The following is a 24813-nucleotide window of genomic DNA, read 5'->3' as shown; positions in this document are numbered from 1 at the left end:
CTATATTTGCACGCACGTTTTGGGAAGCTAAGCACTGCTTCGTCGTTCTAAAAATGATTTGAAAAAGGAGATGATAATTTAGTCACAATATTTCTGGAGAGATGGGTGAGTGGCTGAAACCACCGGTTTGCTAAACCGGCGTACGGGTCAAACCGTACCGGGGGTTCGAATCCCCCTCTCTCCGCATAAAAATATTATTCGGGATGTAGCGCAGTCCGGTTAGCGCACCTGCTTTGGGAGCAGGGGGTCCCAGGTTCGAATCCTGGTATCCCGACTTGTTGTTAATTAAAGGGGTAGATTGATTTCTAGCCCTTTTTTGTTTTTATTAGGTGAAACATATGTGAAACATTTTGATATTTTTTCACTCTTAGTATCTCACCAGTTTCTATCCCCTAAAATCCCCATTAAAGCCAGTAAAAAGATAATAAATTAAGGGTATTGGGCTTATGGTTATAGAAACTCACAACTTTTTTAAATTTGTGAACTCAAAAGCCATCATTTGCTTTCTTCCACCCATATCAAGAGCAGTCTCTGGAAAATAAAATTGAATAGCAATTTCAGGTTTGTTGACTACTTTGACAATAACTTCTTCTCGTGAATCAGAATTCGTCCTTATGATCAAATTATTTTCTCTTTTTACCTGGCTAACTTTCAACCTCTCTGAGATTTTAAAGCTATTGTGGTTTGATCCACAGTAAAGGACAATAAGACTATCCGGGAAATTCATATAAATAAACCCTTCATCATCTGAATATGGTATGCTATTAAAACTGCTTTCGCCAATTATTTTAGCTTCAAAAGGGATCTCAATCATTCTCAGCTTTTCAGTTTTAAATGCATGATCGCTTATAACTAATTGATCCAAAAATTGAGCTCTGCCAACAAAAACAGTTACAAGCAATATCAAGGTTAAATGAATTTTCATGCTTTAGCTATATAGAATTTTCAAGTTGCCTGATCTTTTCGTTTCTCAGATCAATATTGTCAATCTTTTTTGTCTCAGAAGGACCTGGAATAACGCATAAATTAATCCTGCTAATCTTTTCATCTTTGAATCCAAACAAGATTACTGATTCCCGGTAACTATATTCGAAGCCAGACTTTGTGATGCCTTCTTTGATCAAATTAGGATCATCTCCACTCATTCCATCATCAATGAAAAATTGGGTTAAAACCATACATGGATTATCAATGTAGGTTGCATATTCAGCCAGTACAGGAATATTTTCCCTTTTAATAGCAATAAATTTCTGTTTCAGATAATTAGTTACTGCTGATTTACCTAATAATACTTCAAATACAAATTGACTTTCGTATAAAACTTTATCATGAAGAACTTGATTCAGTAGAGATGAGTCAAGTCTTTTCCAGGCTGATAAATAGTTTTCAATTAGCTCCATTTGTGCCATAATCTCTTATTTAAGTTGTTTGATTTAGTTTGCCAGACTTATTTATCACGATCATTCAATGCCCGGGCTACATAATAGGATATGACGAGTCCCAAAATGGTTATTGGAATTATGCCAAGTGACCTGACGAGATATTCATCCCTAAGAGCAAGCGGAATTCCAGCCGCTATAAATAAAAAAGTCACGATAAAACAACCTAAACTACCTTTCTTGTTATCTTCATTTTCCATTTTTGAATCATTAATGTAAAACTTCACAGGTATTTAAGGTTTAACCTGCTTATGATAAAAAGTGAATGATTTTCTTTAGCCAGATTTGATCAAATCATTTATTATTCCAGATATTTTTGAGTCATTTCAGTAGTAACTTCATCAACGATATTTTCATATTCTGATTCGCTAAAGTCCCCTAATTGCTTTAATGAAGTATCTGCCTTGTAACTCTTATAAAGATTTGCAATTGCAGTTTGAACAATTAAACCATCTAACAGGGGATCGTTCTGGCAATGATCTCGAATCATTTCCTGTATTAACTCTTCAAATGCATCTGTAATTTTCTTTTTAACTATTGCTTTCATAATATCTATAGATGGGTTAGAATGTCAATTTTCAATTAGAAATTTATCAAATAGCAGATTTTTGTGCATTTATATAATGCGCTGATCCACTCCATAATCTAAGAATCATATATTCTTATAGTATTCTGAAAGTATATTCTGATGAGTTAAAGAATATTTCTTTCTTTTACAACTACTTATTGCAACGTTAATTCCTACTGGATCTACTTTAGATAAATACTCAAAACTTTCCTTTTCTCTTCTATTTTCTTCAAAAGCAGATGGAGCTCCAAATTTTCCATGGAATCTTGTTCCAAAATATTTTTGTGCTATAAATTGGAAACCACCGAAAAATACTAAAGCTCCAATTATAAACATAAGGAAGCCGACGATACCTTCACCAACTGATAGAATGATTATTCCATTCATGATTCTTTAATTTTGATTTTTATTTTCCATATTGAACGAATCTGTAATATTGTAAATACATATTTTATACAAGCCCTCATCCTTAACCATAAGATTTAGCTAAGTGATTCTATAAAAACAGGACGAATAGTTAATCGAGTTAGTCTTTTATACATCTTACAGCATAACCCCACCACTTTTGCTCTGTTGTTGTGAAAATTGAACTTGAGGAACTAATACTATACATTCTTGCGGTTTGTTCTGTTTTCGCTGTTGATGACCACCAAATAGCATTTGCTCCAAGGTGATTAAATGATCCTTCTTCATATGATCTATAACCGCTAGGCAATGCAGAAAAACCATGGACATTATTTGTATTCTGTGAATTTTCAATCCAATGTTGGTTTCCTTCTTCTCTCAATTCCTCTCCTGCGATGGTATTTCCTCCAATAAATTCAATCAACTCTTCCCATTCAGATTCAGAAGGAACATGCCATCCAATTGGTGCTAATTTCCCTGATTCAACTGCATACCAATTATATAATGCGCCATATGTTTTCCCAATAGTTTCATCGTTGTCATACCAACAATAACTAGAAGTCCTGCTATTTACCCATTCGGATGATTCAATAACTTGTGGAATTTGATTCCCGCTATCAAAAAGTATGGTTTTCAGGTTTTCAGCCATCCATATTTGTGAGTCAATCCGCACCCATTTATAAGTTTGACCATCACGTTGATCAACAAAAGTCCCACTATCTCCGGTGAAATCTTCAATGGTTTCAGCATTGTCTTTGGAACAGGAAATAATAACAGACATTAGCATTAAAAGAAAAAATACTTTGGTTCTTTTTAATAGTGACATATCAAGTAGTTTATTTTCACCAGTCCCAGAGGTGAAAGTTTTTTTAATAAAACGCAGGACAGATGCACACTCTAAAAAATTAAGTATGCATACGTTTTAAATTTTTTGATAAACAAAGATACGACATTCAGACTATAGTCCGTAGATATCTTTATGATAAAATATCACTTTAGTTCTGACTAAAGTCAGAATTTATGATAGTTGAGATATTTGGTAAGGTTTTACGTGATTTGAGAATTGAAAGAAAAATTTCTCAAGAAAAACTTGCTGAATATTGTGATTTAGATCGTACATATATTTCGCTACTAGAGAGAGGATTAAGACAACCTACAATTTCCACAATTTTCAAATTAGCACAAGCTCTGGATTTATCTCCAACAGATTTTATTCATAGAGTTGAAACAGAATTAGGTACAGTTCAGCCCTAAAAAAGCCACGCTTAATAGCGATATTATTTTCCTTCATATACCCCTATTTAAATATGCATTTTTCAGGCACTTTTCTCTTTGGTTAATCTTTGACACAGCGAACATTATAACCAACAACTTTTGCACCTGAAAGATTTGATATATGTCGATAAAGTTGCTCATTATCATAGCGCAATGCATTTAAAAAAGTATACCCATCATACTCTCCTTTACTCCACCAGCAGCCGTAGGTGCCTGAATCAACTTGATAACTACCGTCGCTCAAGCGCCATCCCCCTGGCAATCCAGAGAAGCCGCTACGGTTATTTTCTGATTGATTATTTCCGATCGATCCAATTATTGTTGAATTTGTCCAATCTGACTCACTTGCTAATGCTTTCCCTATTTTATCATTGCCGCCTCCGATACTTCCATCGTAATTATATCCGTTATCAGCCAAATAATTTTGTAATTCTGACCACTCAGCGTTAGAAGGAACATGCCAGCCCTCTGGTGCTAGTGTGCTTGTATTTGCAGCATACCAATTATAAAGTAGTCCGTATGTTTCTTTATATGTATTTGAACTATATGAATATGCTCCTGTTGTTGAATTTGCCCATTCCGAATTACTCTCTTTATTAGCAATTATAGACCCGTCTCTATATTTAGTTGTTTTTAAGTTTTCAGCCATCCACCATTGATTACCAATTTTTACTGTTTTATATACATTCCCATCTATATCTGTTAGAGTACCTGTTACTATTTGAGCTTCGCTAGTTTTAAATGACTTAATACTTCCAGTAGAAACTCCTTCACTATTCTTTGCAAACATTGTGAAGTAATATGTTGTACTTGGTTCTAATCCCGAAATAATCTTTGAACTCGTTCCTACAGTTCCACTAACTATTTCAATATTGTCATCAATATCTGGGGTGTTGTCCGTTTTGCTCCAATAGAATCCTCGCTGAATTATTGAACTTCCACCATCTGAAGTCACTGCTCCATTTAAATATGCCGATGTTTCAGTAACTGACGTTGCATCATTTGTTTCCACGGTTGGTGGAAACTGAGCCATCGAGGTTTCAAATTGTTTTTGCGATCCGTATGCAGTGCCAACGATATTTGTCGCATATGCTCTTACGTAGTATTCTGTATTAGGCTTCAATCCAACCAAATTGCTAATAAATTGTCCTAATCCACTACCATCGCTTGTTTTAGTGTCATAAATTGTTGGGGAAGATGAAGTACTCCAACAAACTCCCCTTTTTATAATCTGAGACCCACCATCCGAAACGATACTTCCACCACTAGTTGCAACAGAACTACCAATATTTGATATTTCATTCGTCGTTACAGAGGGGAGGGATGCCTTAGATGTTTTGAATTCTAACGCGTCACTATAAATAACTGACGATATCCCATCTCTTTCTATCGACTCTAGACTAGATCTGGCATAGTAAGTTTTATCTGCTTCTAAAAAATCGACCGAATATTCATATTGGTTTTTTTGATCTTCAATTTTCAATTCTCCAATCTTACCTTGCAAATTATCAGCATTATCATATACTCCAATTTTAACCCAGTTAATACAATCACATTCTTCAACTTTACAAATTATTTTTGCTGAATTAGCCTCAACTTCTGAAACGCTCAGTTCCATAAATGGAAGAATATTTCTGGCTTTAATTTCACTCGTCGCTGTACCAAAAGCATTAGTCGCTGTTGCATAAAATATATACTCTTCACATCCAGCAGGATCATTTATTTTTACATTAAAATTAGTCGCTTCAGCATCGAATAATTCATAATTATAATTTGAATCGGATAATCTTCTCCAAACTATTGCTTTTCTTTCTATTGGCGCATCCCCTTGATTTATAACTTCCCCTGTAATATAAAAATAGTTCTCAAACTCAATATCCGCATATTTCACTTTAACAAGGGGTCTCTTGGCAGCACTCCCACCGTACAGGTAATCAATTAAATCAATATCATTGACAGACAAATAACTGTGTTGCGCTCTATACTCAGTTCCGTCTAATTTCAGGATTGTTGGTTCATCATTTTTGCTAAAAGCATGGGAGCCATATAGCATTATTGAATTGAAATCGAAATTACCTTTATTTATACTTGAAGACACTTTCCAGAAGTTTGGCATCTTGAATAATTCTATATTTTCTTTTAATATAGAAACATACGCATCTCGATCTGACCTACAATGCTCATGAATAAGGCCAATTGCATGCCCCATTTCATGAATAATATCGCCAGATTCTAAATTGGATCCAATCTTAATTTCTTGTTTCCCTCCAACCATTCCAAGATTAGAGGACCCAGTATCTTCATTTCTTCCTTTGACAAAACTTACATAGTTTTTCTCATCATACCTTTTTACAAAATCAACGGATGTATTTAGATTCCAATATTCAATCGCCTGATCTATTCTTTTATCTCCTATCAGATCATCACTAATCACATAATATACTATTCCATTTGTCCATAATGGCAAATTACTTCTTGATGCCCCCTTCAATCTGTATGATTCAACTTGATTCTCTGACAAAATAATATCCCCTTGGAAAACATATTCACCATCGATCAAGTTGCAAATTAAGGTGTCTTCATTCCAAATAAATTTTGTCTCTTTCCCTATAGAATCTGGATACGCTTGAACATTGAGATTCGAATAATCAATATCTTCAAACAGAAATCCGATATCTTCAGATTCATGTATCCGCATGTGTTTTGGCCATGCATAGATGCCATTCCTAAATGCCCAAATACGAATGCTATCACCTTTATCATAGGTAAAATCGCCTTCCCCAATTCGTGTAGTGCTTTTTAATGTAGAAGAATAAATAGATTTCCTGTAAAAATTATCATTAATTTCAACCGAGAAATTTGATTGCTCTGCTCGTCCAATAACTTTTAGAGTCTTAGTTTCTTCTGTTGATTCAATTTTCACAAAACATAAGCCCTCTGTACCTAAATTAACCTTCAATGAATTCTGTGGACGAATAGATATATTATTTTTTCGAAAAAGACTCTGCCCATTAATATTTACAATTGAAATTGTAACATCAATTGGCAAAGAACCAGAATAAAGAACAGACAGCTGTCCTGGAATATTCTTTTGCACTACAAAATTCGATATTTCCTGAAGATCAAAAACACTAACCGTACCCCAATAAGCATTCTTTGAGAGGTTGATTTGATAGTAATCATGTTCTGGTAAATCAACAAATGAAATGCTCTCACCATTTGTAACGTTATCAACAATTATAGAATCAAGAGGTATTTTCTCATCATTATAATCTCCGCTCACTGTATAAATTAAATCTTGAGCTACTAAAGAAGTACTCAAGAAAAAGGAGAAAAAAAGTATGTAATATTTCATAAATGGAGTGTAAGGTATTCTAACAAAACTAATATTTTACCTTTTTTAGATCAATGATTTATAAGAATTTAGAATTATTCAAAATTAACATCACTTCAGTATAATTCAAGGATGAAACGTCGCCCAGCGGAAGAGCACGTTACCTTACACTAGAATGACTGATTTAATCAATCTAATATCCTTAGTATTATAACTTCACCAATCCAACAACCTCTTTTCTCCTTCCAGTGCTTTTATTTCTGAGACTTCCTGTGACACCTCAATAACTCCTCGGTATTTTCCATTTTCATCCCGTAAGGCAAAATACTGAATAAGAATAAATTCTCCCTTTACTTCTATCCAGAATGAAGCTTTATCCTTTTCTCCGGATCTGAAAGACTGAACTATTTTTTCAACTACATGCACACTTTCAGGAGGATGACAGTTTTTCACCTCACGTCCAATAATAGCAGTTGTCCTGGGAAATATCCGTTTCTTTGGTGTTGAAAAGTAGCGTACCTTGTCATTCTCGTCCACAAATGTAATGTCAACAGGCAGATGATTGAATATTAACTTTATTTGCTCAACACTCAATTCCCCGGTACCCAAATTGGCAAGACCATTTTGAAATTCATCTCTTTCTTCTTTGGGGTTTGATTCTGGTGGATGGATATACGGATAACCTAGGTCAGCTCCTTCATTTTTCAGTACATCTAACTGATCTTCACTAATAGTAGATAGTATGTATGGAAAAAGAATTCGTTCTTCACGAAACTTAATTGCCAGCATATTAAAGAAAATATCACCTACACACCGGTTAAACTGCTTCAGGTCAATGGAATTATTCGATAGTTGCTCTTTAACTATTCTAATATTCTTCCTGATATCATCATGAAAAGACCACATGATTTGTACACACCGAAAATCCTGCCATGATTTCTCGATTACAGGAAAAAGCAGGTTCTCTTTTATCGTATAGTGTTTTACAAATATTTCCAGTTCGCTTATAAGAGTTAAAAGTTGCTTTTTGATATCGATGCTATTAGGCTCTCTTATGAATGCTTTGAAAACAGGACGGATTTCATTTAATACCTTCGCCATCTCGAGATTGTTTTGCTCCAGAAACCACAAAAAGGACCCAGTTTTGGGCTCTACTCGTTCGTGTCTCTCAATCGGGAGATGGAAGATATTAAGAATCTTATTAGAAAGGGCTTTTAAATTTTCTATTGGATGCTTCTGTTTGATCAACTCATCAAAAAGAGCAATAAAATCAGATGGAATTACTGTATTGATAAATTCTTTATTAGTGACAACAAAGGAACGTGGATTCCCTGTTCCCAAAATAATTTTTGCTAGCTGTAATAGCTTAACCAACCGTTTCTCTTTGGTATTTGTAAACTCAGACATTTTACTTCGCTGACTCGTTTATAAAAAACACCCAAAATTCTTCATCCCCTTTTTTATTGAGCCAATGGCTGTATTTTAAGCTCAGTGATTTGTCGATAAGCGGAGCAGGTATAAAAGGTGCTACAACCTTTAATATTTCCTTGTTTTTAAGCCTTTTTATAGCCGATAAAACTTCGTGGACAGGTTGTTCGCCTGCATGCAACATATCTCTAATATCGATGGTATTTACAACCAAGTCTTCATTAAACCATTCAGGTTGTCCTATTATATAATTTCCCTGACCTGTTTCCTGTATTTCAGTCAGAGATTGACCAACTTCAGACCTCAACCTGTTTACCAACTCTTCTACATTTAATCCACCAATAATAGCGGCCTGGCTCAGATTTGTGATTTTTGTGATCGTCGTTCTAAGGATCGGGTTTTTAAGTTTTTTAAATTGTGGAGCCAGATTTATCAGAATGTCCTCTAGCTGGGGATATGCCTCTAGCAAGTCAAATATTTTTGTTTTTGGAGTTATCAGCAACTTTTCCATGTTATTCCTTATTATCAGTGTATGAAAGAATTCGCTTTTCCCCCTGCAACTCCCTGCTATTAGTAATATCCTGGGATACTTCCAAAGTACCTAGGTACTCACCATCCTCTCCACGAAGTGCAAAATATTCTATTAAAATAAACTTTCCTTTCATCTGTATCCAAAAGGGAGCATGCGAGGCTTTGCCTGATTTAAAATCTTCCAGGATCTTTTCAATGATATGAACGCTCCCTGGGGGATGGCATAACCTGACATCACGATTAATAATAGAACGGCTCCTGGCGAAAATCCGCTCCCTGCCCTGGGTAAAATACTTTACCTTGTCATTTTTGTCAACAAAAGTCATATCAGCTGGGATCGTATTTAGAATAGCCATGATTTCTTTAGCATTAAAACTTCCCGATGGAAGTTGAATCGTACCATCTCCAGACACCAGACTTTCATCCTTTTCTTCAACAATCCCTTCTGGTTTCCAGTCTACTACCGGATCATATAGTGCAAAACCAAATTCAAGTGTTTGCTTATGTACATTCCACCAATCATCGGTCGTCAATACATCCATACACATTGGAAAGAGAATTTCTTCTTCTTTTTTGGTCATGTCAATTAGTGCCCTAAGGACAGGATAGAAAAGCAAATCCAGGGAATCTTTTAAATCGTCTTTTTTTAGACCTGGGGTCTTCAATATTTCGATGCAACCTTTCAACTGGTCCCTGATCTCATCATGCTTTCCCCACATTACCTTTGGAGGCCCCGTAATCTCATTCTTTTCAAGGTAAGGAAATACCAAATATTCTTTTCTCTGGTAATGCTTGTCAACATCCATTAGGTCATTAAAGCAACTTTGGATTGAAAGTATATATTGTCCCCATTCTTCATCGTTGATTTCGTCAATGTTAGAAAGAAACTCCTGAACCTTCACTGCCACACTTTTCAGTTCAACGTTTTCTTGATAAAATACATCAACCGGGTGACCTTCCGGAATCTCTTTTGCAGCGCTTAAGTCAACATTCCCTTCCAGTACCTCACCATGAACATCACAGAGTTTTAGCACTTCTGTTTCAGGTAACCCTTCCTGAATAAGCTCCTGCTCAACTTCTACCACCTCGCCATAAGGTATATTTTTCAATGTTGAAATAAGTTGGATCCTGACTTGTTGTACTGATTCTCCCTGGTGAAGTTTTAATATTAGCTTTTTAAGTAGCTGTTTCCGGTACTTTGAATTATTGATTAGTTCACTCATAATTTTTCATTTTTACAGAATAATTTAACAAGGCTAATACTCCATTTCAACTTTGCTTATCCGTACTTTATAGGACTCGTACCAAAAGGCTTTCCCTTTATGTTTCGCCTCTTGGTGTTTGAGATCTTTTGACCAATTTATAATTGACTCCATGTCTTTCCAATAACAAACAGTAATCCCTATTTCATTCCGGGCTGATTCCATTCCAAGATATCCTGGCTGCTGCTTTACCAAAGCTTCAATTTGGTCAGACATATCATTGTAACCATTATCGTCTTTACTCCTAACTGACGAAAAAATTACAGCGTAATAAGGTGGTTTTGGTGTATTTGCAAACTCCATACTATTTCATTTTAGACATTCTTCAATAATTGCATGAACATGCAGTTGACTTGTATTCAAAAAAGGAAGTCCCAAGTATTCTTTTTCTTTAAACATTAATGGGAACTCTGTACAGCCGAGAATAACCGATTCAACGCCCTCTTTTTCATTTAGATTACTCACTATTCTGAGAATTTCTCGTTTGGTATCCTCCTTAAAAACCCCTAACTCCAGCTCTGAGAACAATTTCTTATGGATCAGCTGTATATCATCTTTCTCTGGTACAGTGATCTCTATTCCATACTTATTAAACGCTTTTTGATAGAAATCGTTCTCCATGGTAAACTTTGTTCCTATTAGTCCACATTTGCGAATATTCCTATTTGCAACTTCTTGCGCACATGTTTCTGTAATGCTGATTAATGGCAGATCAACTTTTGCCTGAATTTCATCAAACAACAAATGAGGGGTATTTGCACTGATCGCAGCAAAATCTGCCCCTGAATTTTTTATATGATTCAAACATTGGGCTAAATAATCAGCCGCCTTGTCATATTTTTTATCTTCGAGCAGACCAATAAATTTTGACATCGTAACGCTATAAATGACTATCTCTGGATAGTTCAAACTATCATTGTCATTTATCTTGTCGAAGCCCTTTATTATCTCTTTGTAATAATCTACGGTAGCCTCTGGCCCTAATCCGCCTAATATTCCAATTGTTTTCATCAGTAGTATAATTAATGCGCAGTTTAAATAATTGCTTGTTCGGATATGACCTGTCTTTTGGTATGTTATTAGTAACAATCGCTATAATAAATAGCATAGCAACACCCGTAAATACTGGATAAATGATATAAAAATATCCCAGGCTAAGTACTTTGGGGGTTCCCAGGTTTGCAATTAAGGCAGTTGCACCTCCAGGAGGATGCAGTGTCTTGGTGCATTGCATAGCTACTATTGATAACGAAACAGCCAATGCTGCATTTAACCAAAGCATTTCATAATCAGCTAAAAGTTTATAAATGCTAACCCCAACAAAAGCACTTAGTAAATGTCCTCCAATTAAGTTGCGAGGTTGTGCCAATGGACTGTTGGTTGCACCGTAAATCAGTACTGCTGATGCTCCAAATGACCCAATTAAAAACACCTTATCGCTAATGGCAAACGAAGAAAACACCTCGTGAGTGAATCCAATTAATCCAATGCCCAAAAATGCACCAATAAATGTCCAAAGGTGGTCTTGTGGGTTTACTATTGTTTGTCGATAGAGAATATATCGAACTACTCTATAATTTCGATGAAACCTTTTCACTGGAATTAAGAACTTTAATTGACAATGTTATCAATAAAATAAGTTTGACTGCTTCAAACAAAATGAATATCAAATGAACAGGCGAATCCGCTGGCTCATAGCCTGCAATTATTTGTTCAGCTCTTTGTAATAACTGAGGTAAAAGCCAAAATGTTTGAGACATTAATATAATTGTAATCAGCCCAAACAGTCTAATTAGTGCCGGTCTTTTAAGAAGGTTTCTTCTATAAAGAAGATAAAAGAATCCCCATCCAATCGATAAAACTGCTAATTCTATACGGTTTAAAACAGTAAAGACCAAACTACCAATACTTAATCCAATTTCCCTGGTTACTCCATCTGCCCGGAACTTGAGCCATGCTTCCAGAAAACTTATTGAGCTAACGAATCCAGCCCAAAAAGCAAGATACATAGATGTGACTTTTACAAGCATAATAAATCATTTATAAAGATTCAATTACAGAAGTATATAGTTAGAGTTCATATTTCAGGTAGTTCCTCAATAGACAAAGCATTTTAAGAAGTAAAAGCCTAACGAATGAAATCAAGACAAGGAAACAACTGAAATAACGCTTTCAATTACCTAAAAAAAAGCTCTGCTGCTATGCGAAATACCTATAGCAGAATTAGTGGATCAACACTGCGTCCCCTTTTTGTATTTTCCTTGCCAATGACTGAATGGTTTCTTTATTGACAAGTTCTTCAAATCCATCCCTGATTTTTGCGAAGTCATCGTGTAAAGGACATTTATTGTTTGCATCACAACTTTTAAACCCAAAACTGCATTTTGTGAAAACCCTCTGCCCATCCATGGCAAGAATAATTTTTACCAGTTTTAATGGTTCATCGTCTTCATCAAAAGCAAATCCACCATTTCGTCCTCTAATACTGTAAATTAAATTAAACCGGGTCATCAACTGCAGAACCTTTGCGGTAAAATGTTCAGGAGACTCAATTTCACGAGCTACTTCCCGATACCCCGGACGCTTACCTTCCCAGTTCTGTAACTGGATATAAACCAAGGCACGTATCGCATATTCTGCAGATTTTGTAAGCATTTAATTTAGTTTTTCGCAAATTTAACTTTTTTTCATTACTTCTTGCTCCAACTTAGCAGCCATGGGAAACAGAATATTATTCTCTAAGTGAATATGCCGATGCAGATCTTTCTCAAATGCATGTAGTGTTTCGTAGGCAGCCCTGTATGTATTGCAGGCATCATCCGGCACTATATAATTTTTCGTCAATGAAGAAATTTTTTCAAAACGTGCCCCTTCATTTTCATGCTCTCTAACCATTGCTTCAATTGGTTGGTTCACTGAAGAGCCATTACCAATGTCTATTTGCTTGTTTTCATTATTGAGGTACATTAATTTCTTTGCTAACGGGAATAAGATCAATTCTTCCTTTTGCATGTGCATCGTTAGTTGACCTGCGGATTCTTTAAAAAGTGCATTGATTTCCTTTAGCTCAGGATGCCGGTCACCATGAACTTCCTCTATCTTATCCAATAACTTTATCAAGAGTGGGATATTTTCTCGAACAAAAGAATGATGTTTAGAGATTATGTAATCTATCAAATCATTTGCTGACATCGTATTGAATTGTGTCGTAGTATCATCCTTTGTGATCGATTCTTCCAGTTGTTTCAATATCCAGGATTCCTGAATTGACTTTTCCTTACATACATCTTTTAAGCTTTGCCCACCACCACAGCAAAAATCAATATGATATTGATCAAATACCTGAACGGTCTGAAAATAATTCCTGGCGATTTCTCCAACGGGTGTTTCTATACTGATCATCATGCTTAGTTTCTAAAAATTAACAATTAAAAATCCAAAATTCAAATTAATGTGGATATTAACGTCCACATATCGACAAAACTAAAAGAATATTTTTATATTTGCAATAGACGATCAATGGAGTTTTATATCTACTAAATTATAATACTTATGAAAACAAAGAAGTTATGGTATGGATTCACCGCAGTTATGGTACTATCATTTGCGGTTTTGCTTTTTTTTGGTTGGGAAATTTATCGGAAAGCCCCTCCCATTCCAAAGCAGGTTGAGACCGTCTCTGGTCAGGTCATTTTAAGTGAACAAGACATCCGTGATGGACAAAACATCTGGCAGTCTATTGGAGGCCAGGAATTAGGCACTGTATGGGGACATGGAGCCTATCAAGCCCCGGACTGGACTGCAGACTGGTTACACAGGGAAGCAATGTTCATGTTAAATTACTGGGCAAAAAATGACTTTAATAAGACGTACGAGGAGCTAAATAGTGAGCAACAAGCAGCACTTGAAGCGAGGGTCCAGATGGAAATGAGGACCAATACATACAATAATGAAAATGGGAAATTATTGATTTCAAAGCTTAGAGCCAATGCTTTTCTGGAGGTTGGGAACCATTATAGGTCGCTCTTTATGGATGGAAAGGAAACAGCTGACCTTCGGGAAGCGTATGCGATTCCCGTTAACACGATCAAAACACAGGAGCGTATGGATAAAATGAATGCCTTTTTCTTCTGGGCAACCTGGGCAACAGTCACAGAGCGTCCTGGAAAAGATATTTCATACACAAACAACTGGCCACCAGAGGAATTGGTTGGGAATAAACCTGGAAGTTCTTTAATTCTTTGGACAGGTTTTAGCGTTATTATTTTACTTGCCGGTATTGGCTGGTTGGCATGGTATTATGCTTCTAACAGGGATGAAGATGAACATTTGGAAGTACCTGCTGTAAATCCGGTTTCAGGGATGAAACTCTTCCCTTCGATGAAAGCAACTCTGAAATACTTCTGGATTGTTTCCCTTTTAATGCTGGTACAGATTATAGCAGGTGTTATCACCGCACATTACGGGGTTGAGGGAAGTGCGTTTTATGGTATTCCGATGGATAAATGGTTACCTTATTCCATTTCAAGGACCTGGCATGTACAGATTGGTATTTTCTGGATAGCTACATCTTGGCTGGCAACAGGTTTATTCTTTGCTCCGGCGATTGCAGGTAAAGAGCCAAAGTTTCAAAGAATAGGCGTGAATGTATTGTTTATTGCCCTTCTGGTAATCGTTGTTGGATCGTTGGCAGGACAATGGATGGGAGTTATGCAAAAGTTAGGACTTGCTGAGAATTTCTGGTTTGGTCACCAAGGTTATGAATACGTAGATTTAGGACGTTTCTGGCAAATATTCTTGTTTGCAGGACTGTTTATCTGGTTGTTCTTAATGGGTAGGGCTTTATTACCTGCATTAAAAGAAAAGTCTGAAAATAGAAATCTACTGATCATGTTTTTAATTGCTTCAATCGCAATTGCTTCATTTTATGGAGCAGGGTTAATGTGGGGGCAACAAACCCATTTAGCTATTGCAGAATATTGGAGATGGTGGGTGGTCCACCTTTGGGTTGAAGGTTTCTTTGAGGTGTTTGCTACAGTTATAATAGCTTATCTTTTCGTCAGGATGCAACTAATACATTCACGTATTGCCACTACTACAGTATTATTCTCAACGATTATCTTCTTAAGTGGGGGTATTTTGGGAACTTTCCACCACTTGTATTTTACCGGAACACCAACTGCAGTGCTGGCATTGGGTGCAACCTTTAGTGCTCTTGAAGTAGTTCCCCTGGTACTTATGGGTTTTGAGGCCTATCATAATTTAACGTTAAGTAGGTCAGGGGAATGGGTCAAAGCATATAAGTGGCCAATTTATTCCTTTATTGCAGTAGCCTTTTGGAACTTCCTGGGGGCTGGTATCTTTGGATTCTTAATCAATCCTCCAATTGCACTTTATTATATGCAAGGACTGAACACCACACCTGTTCATGGTCATACTGCACTTTTTGGAGTTTATGGGTTCCTTGGCATTGGGCTTATGCTGTTTGTTCTTCGTGACATGAATTTGAATAAAGAATGGAGAAACGGACCAATCAAATTTGCTTTCTGGGCAATTAATATTGGTTTATTACTGATGGTACTTATAAGTGTTCTGCCTGTTGGTCTCGCCCAAACATGGGCAAGCGTGAAGTATGGATTGTGGTATGCCCGATCAGCTGAATTTATGCAACAACCTTTCATGGCAACCTTGAAGTGGCTAAGAGTTATTGGTGATACCATCTTTGCCGCAGGTGTATTTGTCCTGGTCTACCATATTTTTGGTCTCGCATTTGGCTGGTCGTACGAAAAAGACTCGTTAGAAAATTAGTAAAGACTACTCTGTAACTCACTAGGGGAACTCCTATAAAATAGCTGTTCCCCTTTTCTAATATCAGATCAAATCATCCCTTCATCCGCAAAAGACAGATAACCTTCAGAAAGCATAATCAAATGATCTAACACCTGTATTTCCATAAATTTTCCAGCCTCCTTTGCTTTTTCAGTAATCTTTAAATCTGCATCACTAGGCTTGGGATTACCAGATGGATGATTATGAGCCAGGACTAAAGAACTTGCGTTAACCTTTAAAGCTGTCTGAAATATTGTTCGGATATCAATCACCGTTCCTGAGATTCCCCCAACTGATACCAATAAGTAACCGAGTACTTTATTTGCCCTGTTTAGGAACAACGCATAAAAGCATTCCTTTAATTCCAATGGGTATTCCCAAATCTGACGAAATACTTTTTCTGCCTCACCAGAGCTAGTAATCTTCACCCTTTCTGATGGTCTTATTTTAGGCTGATAACTAACTGTGATTTCAGCTATCTGAAATGGATTATGCTTCATTTTTATATGATTTTTTGTTATTCGGAACATCGTCCATCCATCCAAATCCCTTAGGAAAAAGACGGACGGACAAAAATCCTATGCTTTAATTGTGAAGTACCAGACAAAATAAGCTTTGTCGTCAATGATAAAAACCTCTTCCAGTTTCAGTGTCATTTTAACGGCTTTTACACTGTATATATGCCCTCTTAGAAGTGGTGGGACATCAACCTTACTAATAACTTTGAAGGGGCAATAGAGCCTTAATAGCTTTCCATTTGAAGTAATTACAAGGATGCTATCTGTACCCACAATTTTAAATAAATCAATGATGTACTTTCTGGCCTGATCAGTCATTCTACTTGGGATTATTAATGATAAAAAAATAGTTCAGCTAACAAATATTATTAGCTGAGATACCAGGATTTGTTATCACTACTAATTTGATCGGTCAGGAATCGTATGAATGAATAACAGGATGAACTTCTGTCCAGAAAAGTATCAATGTATGATGATTTATTAGCCCCGGTGAAGAGATTATAGAGCTTCCAAAGATCAATATCACCATTGGTCTCCCTACTAAATGACTCATCGTGATAATATTCCCTGGCTACCAATCCAATTTGTGTATCACTGAGAGGAAATGGTATAGCTTGCTTTTTCATTTTAGCAGGTAGGTACTGGTACAATCTGGCTTTCCCCAGTAAATGGGCAAATTGTGATTCTGAAAGACCATGATTACAAAATGAACTGAGCATGTTTATCATAACAGAAGGTTCAAACTCCGTCAGTAGGTTGAATATACCCATCGCCAGCTCCCTTACATTCCGGGCCCTCAGCTCCATCATAGCCCCATCTGTTGAAATACAGAGATTGGTACATACCCAGTTTTTATAACCGATAAACACCTTGAACCGCTCTTCATTCTTTTTGCTGTAGAGGTTTTCATGATTATATGCTCTTACTCCTCCAATAGTGAGTGATAGGCTATTCCCACTAACAGATTCAACAATATCGGGTAGTTCAATAACAAAAGCCATACGCTCATAATAAACCGTTTTCTCAGCATCAGTAAGTTCTTTTGCTGCTTTTCCCATAGCCTCAGGTATTCTTCCTTTAATGGCATGAGAAACCCTTATAGCAGGTTGTAAGATACGCTCCCCATCAAAGAATTGGCGAGCAGATTCATATACAGTTTCAATAAACTCAGTATGGGAAATGGTACTTTCATTATCCTTGGCAAATACAGGGATGATACACTTTGATTTAAGCTCATCAAACAGCACTGGTTTTGTATTAGCATGGATAAACTGATCAGATGAAACCACATCCATCAGCATAACAGGATTCTCAACAATAGGGTTCTCTTTTACTGTTTCCATGGTTACTTTGCTTTTTCCACGATTGGGTTCTCAATAACTTGCTTCCTTTGGATGGTTTGAGGCTCAATATCCTGTCTATAATCAGGATACTGGATTAAAATTTGCCTTAATTCATCTACCGAATGAGACTGGTTGATCATCTGGATCACATCGTTTAATGACCTTCCCGACTCACACCAGTTTTTGATACGTTCACCTGTCTTGCCTGTAATGGTAAAGCTGGGTTTGTCCATAAACATTTGAGTACGGTCTTTAGAAGCTGTGACATGGTGCTTAATATCAATGTCAAATACAAGGGTGAACTCGTAGTCTAACCCTTCTCTGGTTACACCTTTTAATCCAACTTTCTCAGGGACCATCTTACCGTTCTTTTCAGACAGCACATAATCCTGTTTACTCCTGATGGTAGCTATTACATGACAGGGGGATTGAAGGATCTTCTGGACAAACTCATTATGCCTCGGCGTAATCTTGGCCCAATTGGTAAACGAATTACCAGCCATCGATCCGTGGATATCCAGAATACCTCCTGATCCTTCCCATTCATGGCTGATTGAGTCGATAATAATAACTTCCAGTTTGGATTTGATACAGACATCAATAGCCTGGATATACCTTTCAGGAGAGTAGGGTTTTGAAAGTGGCAACACTTTGTAGTCACCTAAATGAGCGTACAGATCAGAAGAATTATTCTCCGTATCAATAACACCAATTTTAGTCCAGTCACCAACCATACCATAGGCAATTAATAGTGATGACATCGTTTTACCTGAGCCACTTGGTCCCTGTATACCCATCTTGATTTTAGCTTGTTTGCGTTCAGCACGTCTTAGTTCCATATTGATTATGATTTGAATAATGATTACTTTTAAATAAATATGAAGAGTGGAATCTTTTTTCATAAATCAAAAAAGAGGGTTGCTATCACAGCACCCTCTCCTTCCTTAAAGTCTATTTTAATTAAAAGAGCAGAGAAATAATTATTCGCTCACAGAGTGTTCAACCGGCTGGATTACCTTACCTTCATGAATCGCTTCTTCTGCATTTTCAGCTTCAGATAAGTACTCCCACCTGTGGTTAAGCTCCATTACTTCACCTGATTCCTCAATAGTGATCTCATAAGGTTCACACTCTACTTTTCGTATACTTCCAGGTAGCTGTAGCCCTACCATACTTTTACAGGTTTGCTCATCAAAAGTAGATGGTATAGATGCTCTCTTAGCAGTAGCATAATACCTGCCTGATTCTTTTGATTTAACCATTTCAATCCCACCTTGCAGGATCAAAGCAAAAAATTCTTCACCCTCATGGTTTTTCCTAAGGGCATGATCAACAATTGTTACCATGTCTTGAAATTTTAATTAATAAATACGTTTTCATGAAGCTTAGGCGGGGATATTGCCCAACTCCATAAGGCAGGGGGGGTGTTTGTTTCGCTACATATGACAATCAATCAAGAGGAGGGTGCTAAAAATTTTGGGATAATATTTTAATGTCAAGTAATCTTAATTTCTCTTTAGCATTTTAGTATTATTATATTGAATGGATATAAATTACTTAAATCTGATTATTTTCATATAAACAGCTAACCTATAATTCCCTAAATTGGATTTTGAAAAACAAAAAGAATTAGTTCCACCTAGAATCCAATCAACTACCAAATCACTTAAAATGAAATCTTTAAAACTATATTTTATAATCTCAATAGTAATAGTCGCTAGTCTGCAAGCATATTCTATTTATGTAACAAACAGAGAAAAACATGAAGTCATTTCCCGATTAAAAGAAGAATTCGAGGTGAATGACCTGGACGAAGCTATTAAACTCTTTCAATTAGTTGATAAAGAATTGCAGTATCAAAAAAGATCATATGTGACCAACAAAATAGTAAACTCGGTTAGCGCATTTATCAGTATAATCATTGCTTTATTAGGAACCGGGGTAGCATTTAATAAGTTAATCATTGAAAGGCAAAAGATAAAGGAAGAGAAACTATCGTTAATATTTAATGAACTCTGGAGCGGAATAACAAGCGATAATTCTAATGTTCGGGCAGGTGGCGTTACGGGATTACAACAATTTATAAAACCTGCATTGTCATCTTTTCATGATAGGGTTGCAATAGGGTTATCAATTGCCGGCAAGAGATCAGATAACAATTTATTACTGAAAAGAACCATAACTTCTGTCTTTGAAGTAGCCGTTAGGGATATTCCGAATTCGATGACGTCAGTTAACTGGCAGGGTATGCACCTACACAGACCAAACTTTTCAAATCTCGATTTATCTAATTTTGATTTTAGGGATACTGAAATATATAAAGGTGATTTTAGAAATTCAATTCTGAGGGATACCAGGTTTAATGCTGCAAAACTTATAGGAAATAATTTTGATTCTGCTATTGTTAAGAATACCAATTTTGATTACGCAGATCTAACGGATTCATCATTTTGTAACGTCGTATTAGATGAAGCAATATTATACAATGCCAAGATCAAAAATATCAACTTGTTCAATTCAGATTTAAGAAAAGCGAATTATTCCAGATATTCTCTTAATTGGAAATTAGTAAAGAACTGGAGAACAGCCGTTTTTAATGAAGAGGATAAAGAATATCTAGCTTCTAATTTCTACCCAGATGTTTCTGGTTCAAAAATCTTGATCCTTATGTGGGAGTTTCCACCAAAAGTAGAGGGTGGGACATGGTCAGCATTGCATAACTTAATAGAGGAATTAAGGAATAAAGGGAAGGATATTACTGTGATAATTCCCTGGTCTGTTGACGCATATGACTTCTTTGTTTTTGGCAATGAAGTAAAAATAATACCAGTAGGAAATTCAGATAAATCCAAATCTGATCTTTCAGATGAAGTCTACACTCCTTATTCAAGCTATGTGAGCCCCTATACAAGCTCACCTCACCTACAGCATTTGTACAGTAAAGGGAATATTGAATTGTTTGACAGAATTAACAAATTTAGAAATGACACTATCGGAGCAATTCAAGAATTAAAAATTGAGTTTGACATTATTTATTCACATGACTGGATCACATTTGAAACAGGGTTTTTATTGAAAGATGAGTTCAACAAACCTTTGATCTGCCATTTCCATTCCACAGAATATGACAGACAGGAAAAATCATCAAAAAGAATAAAACTAATTGAAAATAAGGCATTAAAAAAAGCAGATAAAGTTATTGTGCCAAGCGAAATCACAATGAAGAAGATTCAGTCAAATTATAATATTTCAGATTGTCCGATAAAAAATCTTCCTAACCTGCTTGGGTTGAAAAAGCTGACATTTGAAGAACTGGGTAATTTTTCATCAAACAAAGTATCCTTTATTGGTCGGTTAAGTTGGCAGAAAGGGCCTGATTTGTTTATCGATACTGCAATTGAAGCTTCAAAACGAAATATTGATTTTGAATTCCATATAAATGGCAAGGGAGAACAGTTAGACGAATTAAGGTCTAAAGCTGATAAGAAAGCCTATGATCCCAACTATGATTGGATGGATTATAGGAGAAAATCGTATGTGAAATTCCAGGAGTTTACAGAATGGTCCAAACGGGAACAGTTATTTAATAATGTTTTCTGTATTATAGTTCCATCCAGGCATGATCCGTTTAATATGGTTATTCTTGAAGCTATGCAAGCAAGAGTGCCTGTTATTTACACTGAAGAATGCGGTATTGGTGAATATATAGATGCTGGTATTAAAATTGACGAATATAAAATCGACACTATATTAAACAGTTTAGCGGAACTAAAAAATAATAAAGAATTGTGGTCTTCTACTGTTCGAAAACAGGAAGTAGAGTTAGTGAAATTTAAAGAAAGAGAATATGTTAGCGACTATATTAATGAAATTGAAGACACTGTGGATTAAAATAATACTCCAATTTTTCAATGAGAAATAATTCCCATTTTTGAGGTTTCAGATCAGCGATCACGCAAAATGATGGTGGTATGGTAGTATATCAAATTACATACATTAACAAGCATCCCCAAAGATCAGATAGAGCAAGAATGGCTATAGACTTAAAGAAAATCTACTGGCAGGATTGTAAGCTTCCAAAAGATTGGTATTGGTTTGAAGGAAATATCTCAATAGTTTCTGTGGCGGATAGAGAAACTGATTGCGTTAAAATTGAATGTCTGCTTCTGCAAGATCCTTTTGATAACGATTTTATAAAAGAATTGAAGAAAAATAAGGATATAGACTGTATTGCTTACGAGCAGGGTGATGACTTTTACGTCACTGTCTTCTCACGTTTTCCCTAAAAATATTCCTATGCGAACTAGAAAATAGACAACTGATCCTGTGGATCATTGAGTTCAGGATAAAAAACTTTTGATGAGGATTCTGGAACATTACCAATAGCATTCTTCCCTCTCAATGTTCCAACTGTGTACGAATCCATTTTTTCTTGACTAAAAGGTTTAATAAGATCAGAGACGACCTGTTTGTCGGAATCACTCTTAATTGGTTTTAACCATTCATCAGCATAGTCTTCAGGAAGAATGACAGGCATTCTAGGCTCGTTCAGTTTAGGGTTGTTATGAATGCATGCCATCATTGGATTTGCGGAAGTAGTGACTATTGAAAAAGTATTCAGTATTTCACCTGTTGATCTATCTGTCCAATCATTCCAAAGACCAGCTAATATCATTGGGGTTTCATCTTTATTGAAAATATAATAGGGATATGTCTTTCCTTTAAAATGATGGTATTCAAAAAATCCATTGATATAGACTAAGCAACGTTTTGATTTAGCTGATTCACGAAAAGCTGGTTTATCAAAGATTGTCTCTCCACGAGCATTCAATGTTTTATTCCATATGCTTAAATCTTTAGACCATGAAGGTATTAATCCCCAAGTTGAGGAAACTGGAATAAATGGATTTGAATCCGTATAGATCAATACAGTTGGATGGTTGAATCCATCAGCAAAGAACAAATCTTGACCTCTGTCATCTATTACATCAGCCTCCTTTTCCCATACCTTTCTCCAGTATTCATAACGCTTTTTCTGAGCATACAGGATTGATCTAAAACTGTAACACATAACTATTTCCAATATAACATTTCAATTTCAGTAAATTCTTCCTTAAATACGGAGGAAAGATGGTCATAATCCCTGTAAAAAGTTACACTTTTATCATGTTGCTCCAGGTTTGATGAAACAACAATATACTGACCTGTTTTATTCTTAAAAAGATCAAACTTGATTTTAGCTTCTACCAACTCTAATTTAAAAGAATGGATATAGCAAAACTCTGGGTATATAATTATATCTTTTTCTTCCATCATTCTACTAGTCTAAAACAACAAAATCAGTTGTTGGTTGAAATTTAGGAATTTGGATTCTAATAAAAGAAAACCCCTCACAGTTAAATGAGGGGGTGGTGGCTCAACTCTTAAGCAAAGCACTCGAGCCGTTCAATTTATACTTTCTATGTCAGTAAAAAGTTAAAGCAAGTTAACGACATATTGAACCAAAGTCAATAACTTTACAGAATAATATTTTATTAATGAAAAAACTTCCATTCCTATTCCTAATTTTTATTGTCTTTTCTTGTAAAACAAAAGAGCCAATTGTTGAAGAAATACAGGACGTTGACCTTCATCCAATTTCTTCAGGTGAAGTAATAGAGCACACCTACTATTCACTATCTTATTCAGAAAATGATGAACAAGCATATTGGGTATTTTACCACTTGACTCCTGAATTAATCAATGGAACAGAGGAAAGAACAGATGATTTCAGGGAAGATCCTTTAGTATCGACAGGATCAGCAACCTTAGATGATTATAAATACAGTGGTTATGATAGAGGTCATCTATGTCCTGCTGCAGATATGAAGCTTGATAATACATCCATGTCTGAGTCATTCTTCCTATCAAATATGTCTCCTCAAAATCCAAGCTTTAACAGGGGTATCTGGTCTAAACTTGAAAGTCAAGTTAGGGATTGGGCTATAGAATACAATGGAATCTATGTTGCTACAGGACCTATTTTAAATGCCAATTTGGGTACTATTGGAGATAATGAAGTATCTATTCCATCGAAGTACTACAAAGTCATTTATGACGAAGAAAATGGTATGATTGCTTTACTACTAGCTAATGAAGGCTCACAAAATCCACTATCTGATTTTGTGGTAACTGTTGATAGCATTGAAGTATTGACAGGTGTTGATTTTTTCCCTGGATTAGATGATGCAATTGAAGCAAATCTGGAATCCACGGTAAATATTACTAACTGGAATTTTTGATTCACTAGAACCTAAAATAACCAAATATGAAACAAGTAAGATTAGAACTGGATTCTATAGAAATGCTTACCAAAAGGGACAGGTGGAATCTGTATTTCATTATTTATACTACACACCCAGAAGACAGTTCAAAATCCTTAGTAGCTATGCTTCCAAAAGCTGGGACTATTCAATTAACAAATAAATCAGAAGATATTTATAGGTTTAGACCCAAACAAAATGGTTCTGATGGACTGAAAGTTTTTCAGAGTAAGTTACCAGATAACAATTCTGTTTCTATTAGACTTTCTCTTATGCAATCCAGAAAAAAACTCCGTAATACATTTGAATATATTTCAGAGCTAAAAGGTAAGCTTGATATAGATGGTTCTAAGATATTAAAACTAACAAATATTGAGTGGTTAGTGATAGATTCAAGCATAGATATTGTAGCAGATGCTTTATCGAAAATGAAAGACAGAAATCTTGGTTTTATTTCAATGGATGAAGAATTTGAGGATGAATTCTTTGAAAATCCAAATCAAGAAAGGTCTGGAGTTGTTAGCACTGGTAAAGCTAGATTGAGGTGGACATGGGAACTGAAAGAGGTATAAAATTATC

Annotated in this window: 28 protein-coding genes and 2 tRNA genes; 8 read left to right on the top strand and 22 right to left on the bottom strand. The window is 35.8% G+C overall.

The features are described from left to right. Positions 1 to 95: 95 nt before the first annotated feature. Together ACUNWD_RS07130 and ACUNWD_RS07125 are read left to right on the top strand one after the other, a co-directional pair. Positions 96 to 184: transfer RNA gene (locus tag ACUNWD_RS07130), tRNA-Ser, on the top strand. 15 nt (positions 185 to 199) lie between these two features. Next, positions 200 to 274: transfer RNA gene (locus ACUNWD_RS07125), tRNA-Pro, on the top strand. A 186-nt stretch (positions 275 to 460) separates the two neighbouring features. Here the strand turns inward: ACUNWD_RS07125 and ACUNWD_RS07120 are convergent. The 5 genes from ACUNWD_RS07120 to ACUNWD_RS07100 form a co-directional block, all read right to left on the bottom strand. Next, positions 461 to 925 (bottom strand): hypothetical protein, encoded by a 465-nt coding sequence (locus ACUNWD_RS07120; RefSeq protein ID WP_445587100.1) that lies wholly within the window; start codon positions 923 to 925, stop codon positions 461 to 463. A gap of 7 nt (positions 926 to 932) precedes the next feature. Next, positions 933 to 1409, bottom strand: coding sequence for a hypothetical protein (locus tag ACUNWD_RS07115; RefSeq protein WP_445587099.1), 477 nt, complete (start codon positions 1407 to 1409; stop codon positions 933 to 935). Between the two features lie 331 nt (positions 1410 to 1740). Further along, positions 1741 to 1986, bottom strand: coding sequence for a hypothetical protein (locus tag ACUNWD_RS07110; RefSeq protein ID WP_445587098.1), 246 nt, complete (start codon positions 1984 to 1986; stop codon positions 1741 to 1743). 105 nt (positions 1987 to 2091) lie between these two features. Continuing rightward, on the bottom strand, positions 2092 to 2394 hold the full coding sequence (locus tag ACUNWD_RS07105; RefSeq protein ID WP_445587097.1) for a hypothetical protein: 303 nt from the start codon (positions 2392 to 2394) through the stop codon (positions 2092 to 2094). 139 nt (positions 2395 to 2533) lie between these two features. Further along, positions 2534 to 3238 (bottom strand): fibrobacter succinogenes major paralogous domain-containing protein, encoded by a 705-nt coding sequence (locus ACUNWD_RS07100; protein ID WP_445587096.1) that lies wholly within the window; start codon positions 3236 to 3238, stop codon positions 2534 to 2536. Positions 3239 to 3432: 194 nt separating this feature from the next. Between ACUNWD_RS07100 and ACUNWD_RS07095 the strand changes: the two genes are divergently transcribed. Next, positions 3433 to 3666 carry a helix-turn-helix domain-containing protein gene (locus tag ACUNWD_RS07095; RefSeq protein ID WP_445587095.1) on the top strand — a complete coding sequence of 78 codons (234 nt, stop codon included), beginning with the start codon at positions 3433 to 3435 and terminating at the stop codon, positions 3664 to 3666. Between the two features lie 82 nt (positions 3667 to 3748). Here ACUNWD_RS07095 and ACUNWD_RS07090 read toward each other — a convergent pair whose 3' ends face one another. The 10 genes from ACUNWD_RS07090 to ric form a co-directional block, all read right to left on the bottom strand. Beyond that, positions 3749 to 7042: an FISUMP domain-containing protein gene (locus ACUNWD_RS07090; RefSeq protein WP_445587094.1), complete on the bottom strand. Its 3294-nt coding sequence runs from the start codon at positions 7040 to 7042 to the stop codon at positions 3749 to 3751. A 195-nt stretch (positions 7043 to 7237) separates the two neighbouring features. Further along, complete coding sequence (locus ACUNWD_RS07085) at positions 7238 to 8428, bottom strand: DUF438 domain-containing protein (protein WP_445587093.1); 1191 nt, start codon at positions 8426 to 8428, stop codon at positions 7238 to 7240. A gap of 1 nt (position 8429) precedes the next feature. Further along, positions 8430 to 8960, bottom strand: a complete 531-nt coding sequence (locus ACUNWD_RS07080) for a DUF1858 domain-containing protein (RefSeq protein ID WP_445587092.1) — start codon at positions 8958 to 8960, stop codon at positions 8430 to 8432. Position 8961: 1 nt separating this feature from the next. Then, positions 8962 to 10203, bottom strand: a complete 1242-nt coding sequence (locus ACUNWD_RS07075) for a DUF438 domain-containing protein (RefSeq protein ID WP_445587091.1) — start codon at positions 10201 to 10203, stop codon at positions 8962 to 8964. A gap of 33 nt (positions 10204 to 10236) precedes the next feature. Further along, the gene (locus ACUNWD_RS07070; RefSeq protein ID WP_445587090.1) at positions 10237 to 10545 is read right to left on the bottom strand and encodes an antibiotic biosynthesis monooxygenase family protein; all 309 of its coding nucleotides are present in this window, start codon (positions 10543 to 10545) and stop codon (positions 10237 to 10239) included. Positions 10546 to 10551: 6 nt separating this feature from the next. Next, positions 10552 to 11253, bottom strand: coding sequence for an aspartate/glutamate racemase family protein (locus ACUNWD_RS07065; RefSeq protein WP_445587089.1), 702 nt, complete (start codon positions 11251 to 11253; stop codon positions 10552 to 10554). Next, positions 11162 to 11839, bottom strand: coding sequence for an HPP family protein (locus ACUNWD_RS07060; RefSeq protein WP_445587088.1), 678 nt, complete (start codon positions 11837 to 11839; stop codon positions 11162 to 11164). The genes ACUNWD_RS07065 and ACUNWD_RS07060 overlap by 92 nt, the downstream gene beginning before the upstream one ends. Next, on the bottom strand, positions 11814 to 12272 hold the full coding sequence (locus ACUNWD_RS07055) for a hypothetical protein (protein WP_445587087.1): 459 nt from the start codon (positions 12270 to 12272) through the stop codon (positions 11814 to 11816). The genes ACUNWD_RS07060 and ACUNWD_RS07055 overlap by 26 nt, the downstream gene beginning before the upstream one ends. Before the next feature lie 193 nt (positions 12273 to 12465). Further along, positions 12466 to 12897: an RrF2 family transcriptional regulator gene (locus ACUNWD_RS07050; protein ID WP_445587086.1), complete on the bottom strand. Its 432-nt coding sequence runs from the start codon at positions 12895 to 12897 to the stop codon at positions 12466 to 12468. Positions 12898 to 12918: 21 nt separating this feature from the next. Then, a complete protein-coding gene (ric, locus tag ACUNWD_RS07045) occupies positions 12919 to 13647 on the bottom strand; it encodes an iron-sulfur cluster repair di-iron protein (RefSeq protein WP_445587085.1) in 729 nt (242 codons plus the stop codon). 147 nt (positions 13648 to 13794) lie between these two features. Between ric and ACUNWD_RS07040 the strand changes: the two genes are divergently transcribed. Beyond that, positions 13795 to 16050 (top strand): nitric-oxide reductase large subunit, encoded by a 2256-nt coding sequence (locus ACUNWD_RS07040; RefSeq protein ID WP_445587084.1) that lies wholly within the window; start codon positions 13795 to 13797, stop codon positions 16048 to 16050. Positions 16051 to 16118: 68 nt separating this feature from the next. On the opposite strand, the gene ACUNWD_RS07035 is transcribed toward ACUNWD_RS07040, so the two are convergent. The 5 genes from ACUNWD_RS07035 to ACUNWD_RS07015 form a co-directional block, all read right to left on the bottom strand. After that, positions 16119 to 16571 (bottom strand): JAB domain-containing protein, encoded by a 453-nt coding sequence (locus ACUNWD_RS07035; protein WP_445587083.1) that lies wholly within the window; start codon positions 16569 to 16571, stop codon positions 16119 to 16121. Between the two features lie 78 nt (positions 16572 to 16649). Next, the gene (locus tag ACUNWD_RS07030; RefSeq protein WP_445587082.1) at positions 16650 to 16907 is read right to left on the bottom strand and encodes a hypothetical protein; all 258 of its coding nucleotides are present in this window, start codon (positions 16905 to 16907) and stop codon (positions 16650 to 16652) included. A 50-nt stretch (positions 16908 to 16957) separates the two neighbouring features. Next, entirely contained in the window at positions 16958 to 17932 is a 975-nt protein-coding gene (locus ACUNWD_RS07025; RefSeq protein ID WP_445587081.1) for a DUF3871 family protein, read from the bottom strand. A gap of 2 nt (positions 17933 to 17934) precedes the next feature. Continuing rightward, positions 17935 to 18771: an AAA family ATPase gene (locus ACUNWD_RS07020; protein WP_445587080.1), complete on the bottom strand. Its 837-nt coding sequence runs from the start codon at positions 18769 to 18771 to the stop codon at positions 17935 to 17937. Positions 18772 to 18912: 141 nt separating this feature from the next. After that, the gene (locus ACUNWD_RS07015; protein WP_445587079.1) at positions 18913 to 19278 is read right to left on the bottom strand and encodes a hypothetical protein; all 366 of its coding nucleotides are present in this window, start codon (positions 19276 to 19278) and stop codon (positions 18913 to 18915) included. 259 nt (positions 19279 to 19537) lie between these two features. Here ACUNWD_RS07015 and ACUNWD_RS07010 point away from each other — a divergent pair, with 259 nt between their 5' ends. Both ACUNWD_RS07010 and ACUNWD_RS07005 read left to right on the top strand, forming a co-directional pair. Continuing rightward, positions 19538 to 21823, top strand: coding sequence for a glycosyltransferase (locus tag ACUNWD_RS07010; protein ID WP_445587078.1), 2286 nt, complete (start codon positions 19538 to 19540; stop codon positions 21821 to 21823). A gap of 80 nt (positions 21824 to 21903) precedes the next feature. Beyond that, positions 21904 to 22218 (top strand): hypothetical protein, encoded by a 315-nt coding sequence (locus ACUNWD_RS07005; RefSeq protein ID WP_445587077.1) that lies wholly within the window; start codon positions 21904 to 21906, stop codon positions 22216 to 22218. Between the two features lie 17 nt (positions 22219 to 22235). Here ACUNWD_RS07005 and ACUNWD_RS07000 read toward each other — a convergent pair whose 3' ends face one another. Together ACUNWD_RS07000 and ACUNWD_RS06995 are read right to left on the bottom strand one after the other, a co-directional pair. Further along, positions 22236 to 23003, bottom strand: coding sequence for an SOS response-associated peptidase (locus tag ACUNWD_RS07000; RefSeq protein WP_445587076.1), 768 nt, complete (start codon positions 23001 to 23003; stop codon positions 22236 to 22238). 2 nt (positions 23004 to 23005) lie between these two features. Beyond that, entirely contained in the window at positions 23006 to 23248 is a 243-nt protein-coding gene (locus ACUNWD_RS06995; protein ID WP_445587075.1) for a hypothetical protein, read from the bottom strand. Positions 23249 to 23469: 221 nt separating this feature from the next. Here ACUNWD_RS06995 and ACUNWD_RS06990 point away from each other — a divergent pair, with 221 nt between their 5' ends. Together ACUNWD_RS06990 and ACUNWD_RS06985 are read left to right on the top strand one after the other, a co-directional pair. Further along, a complete protein-coding gene (locus ACUNWD_RS06990) occupies positions 23470 to 24213 on the top strand; it encodes a DNA/RNA non-specific endonuclease (protein ID WP_445587074.1) in 744 nt (247 codons plus the stop codon). A 26-nt stretch (positions 24214 to 24239) separates the two neighbouring features. Next, positions 24240 to 24806, top strand: a complete 567-nt coding sequence (locus tag ACUNWD_RS06985) for a hypothetical protein (RefSeq protein ID WP_445587073.1) — start codon at positions 24240 to 24242, stop codon at positions 24804 to 24806. Positions 24807 to 24813: the final 7 nt, after the last annotated feature.

This window comes from Sunxiuqinia sp. A32, assembly GCF_052690465.1.
The sequence above is the reverse complement of the archived record's forward strand: the minus strand, read 5'-3'. Positions and strand labels throughout refer to the sequence as shown.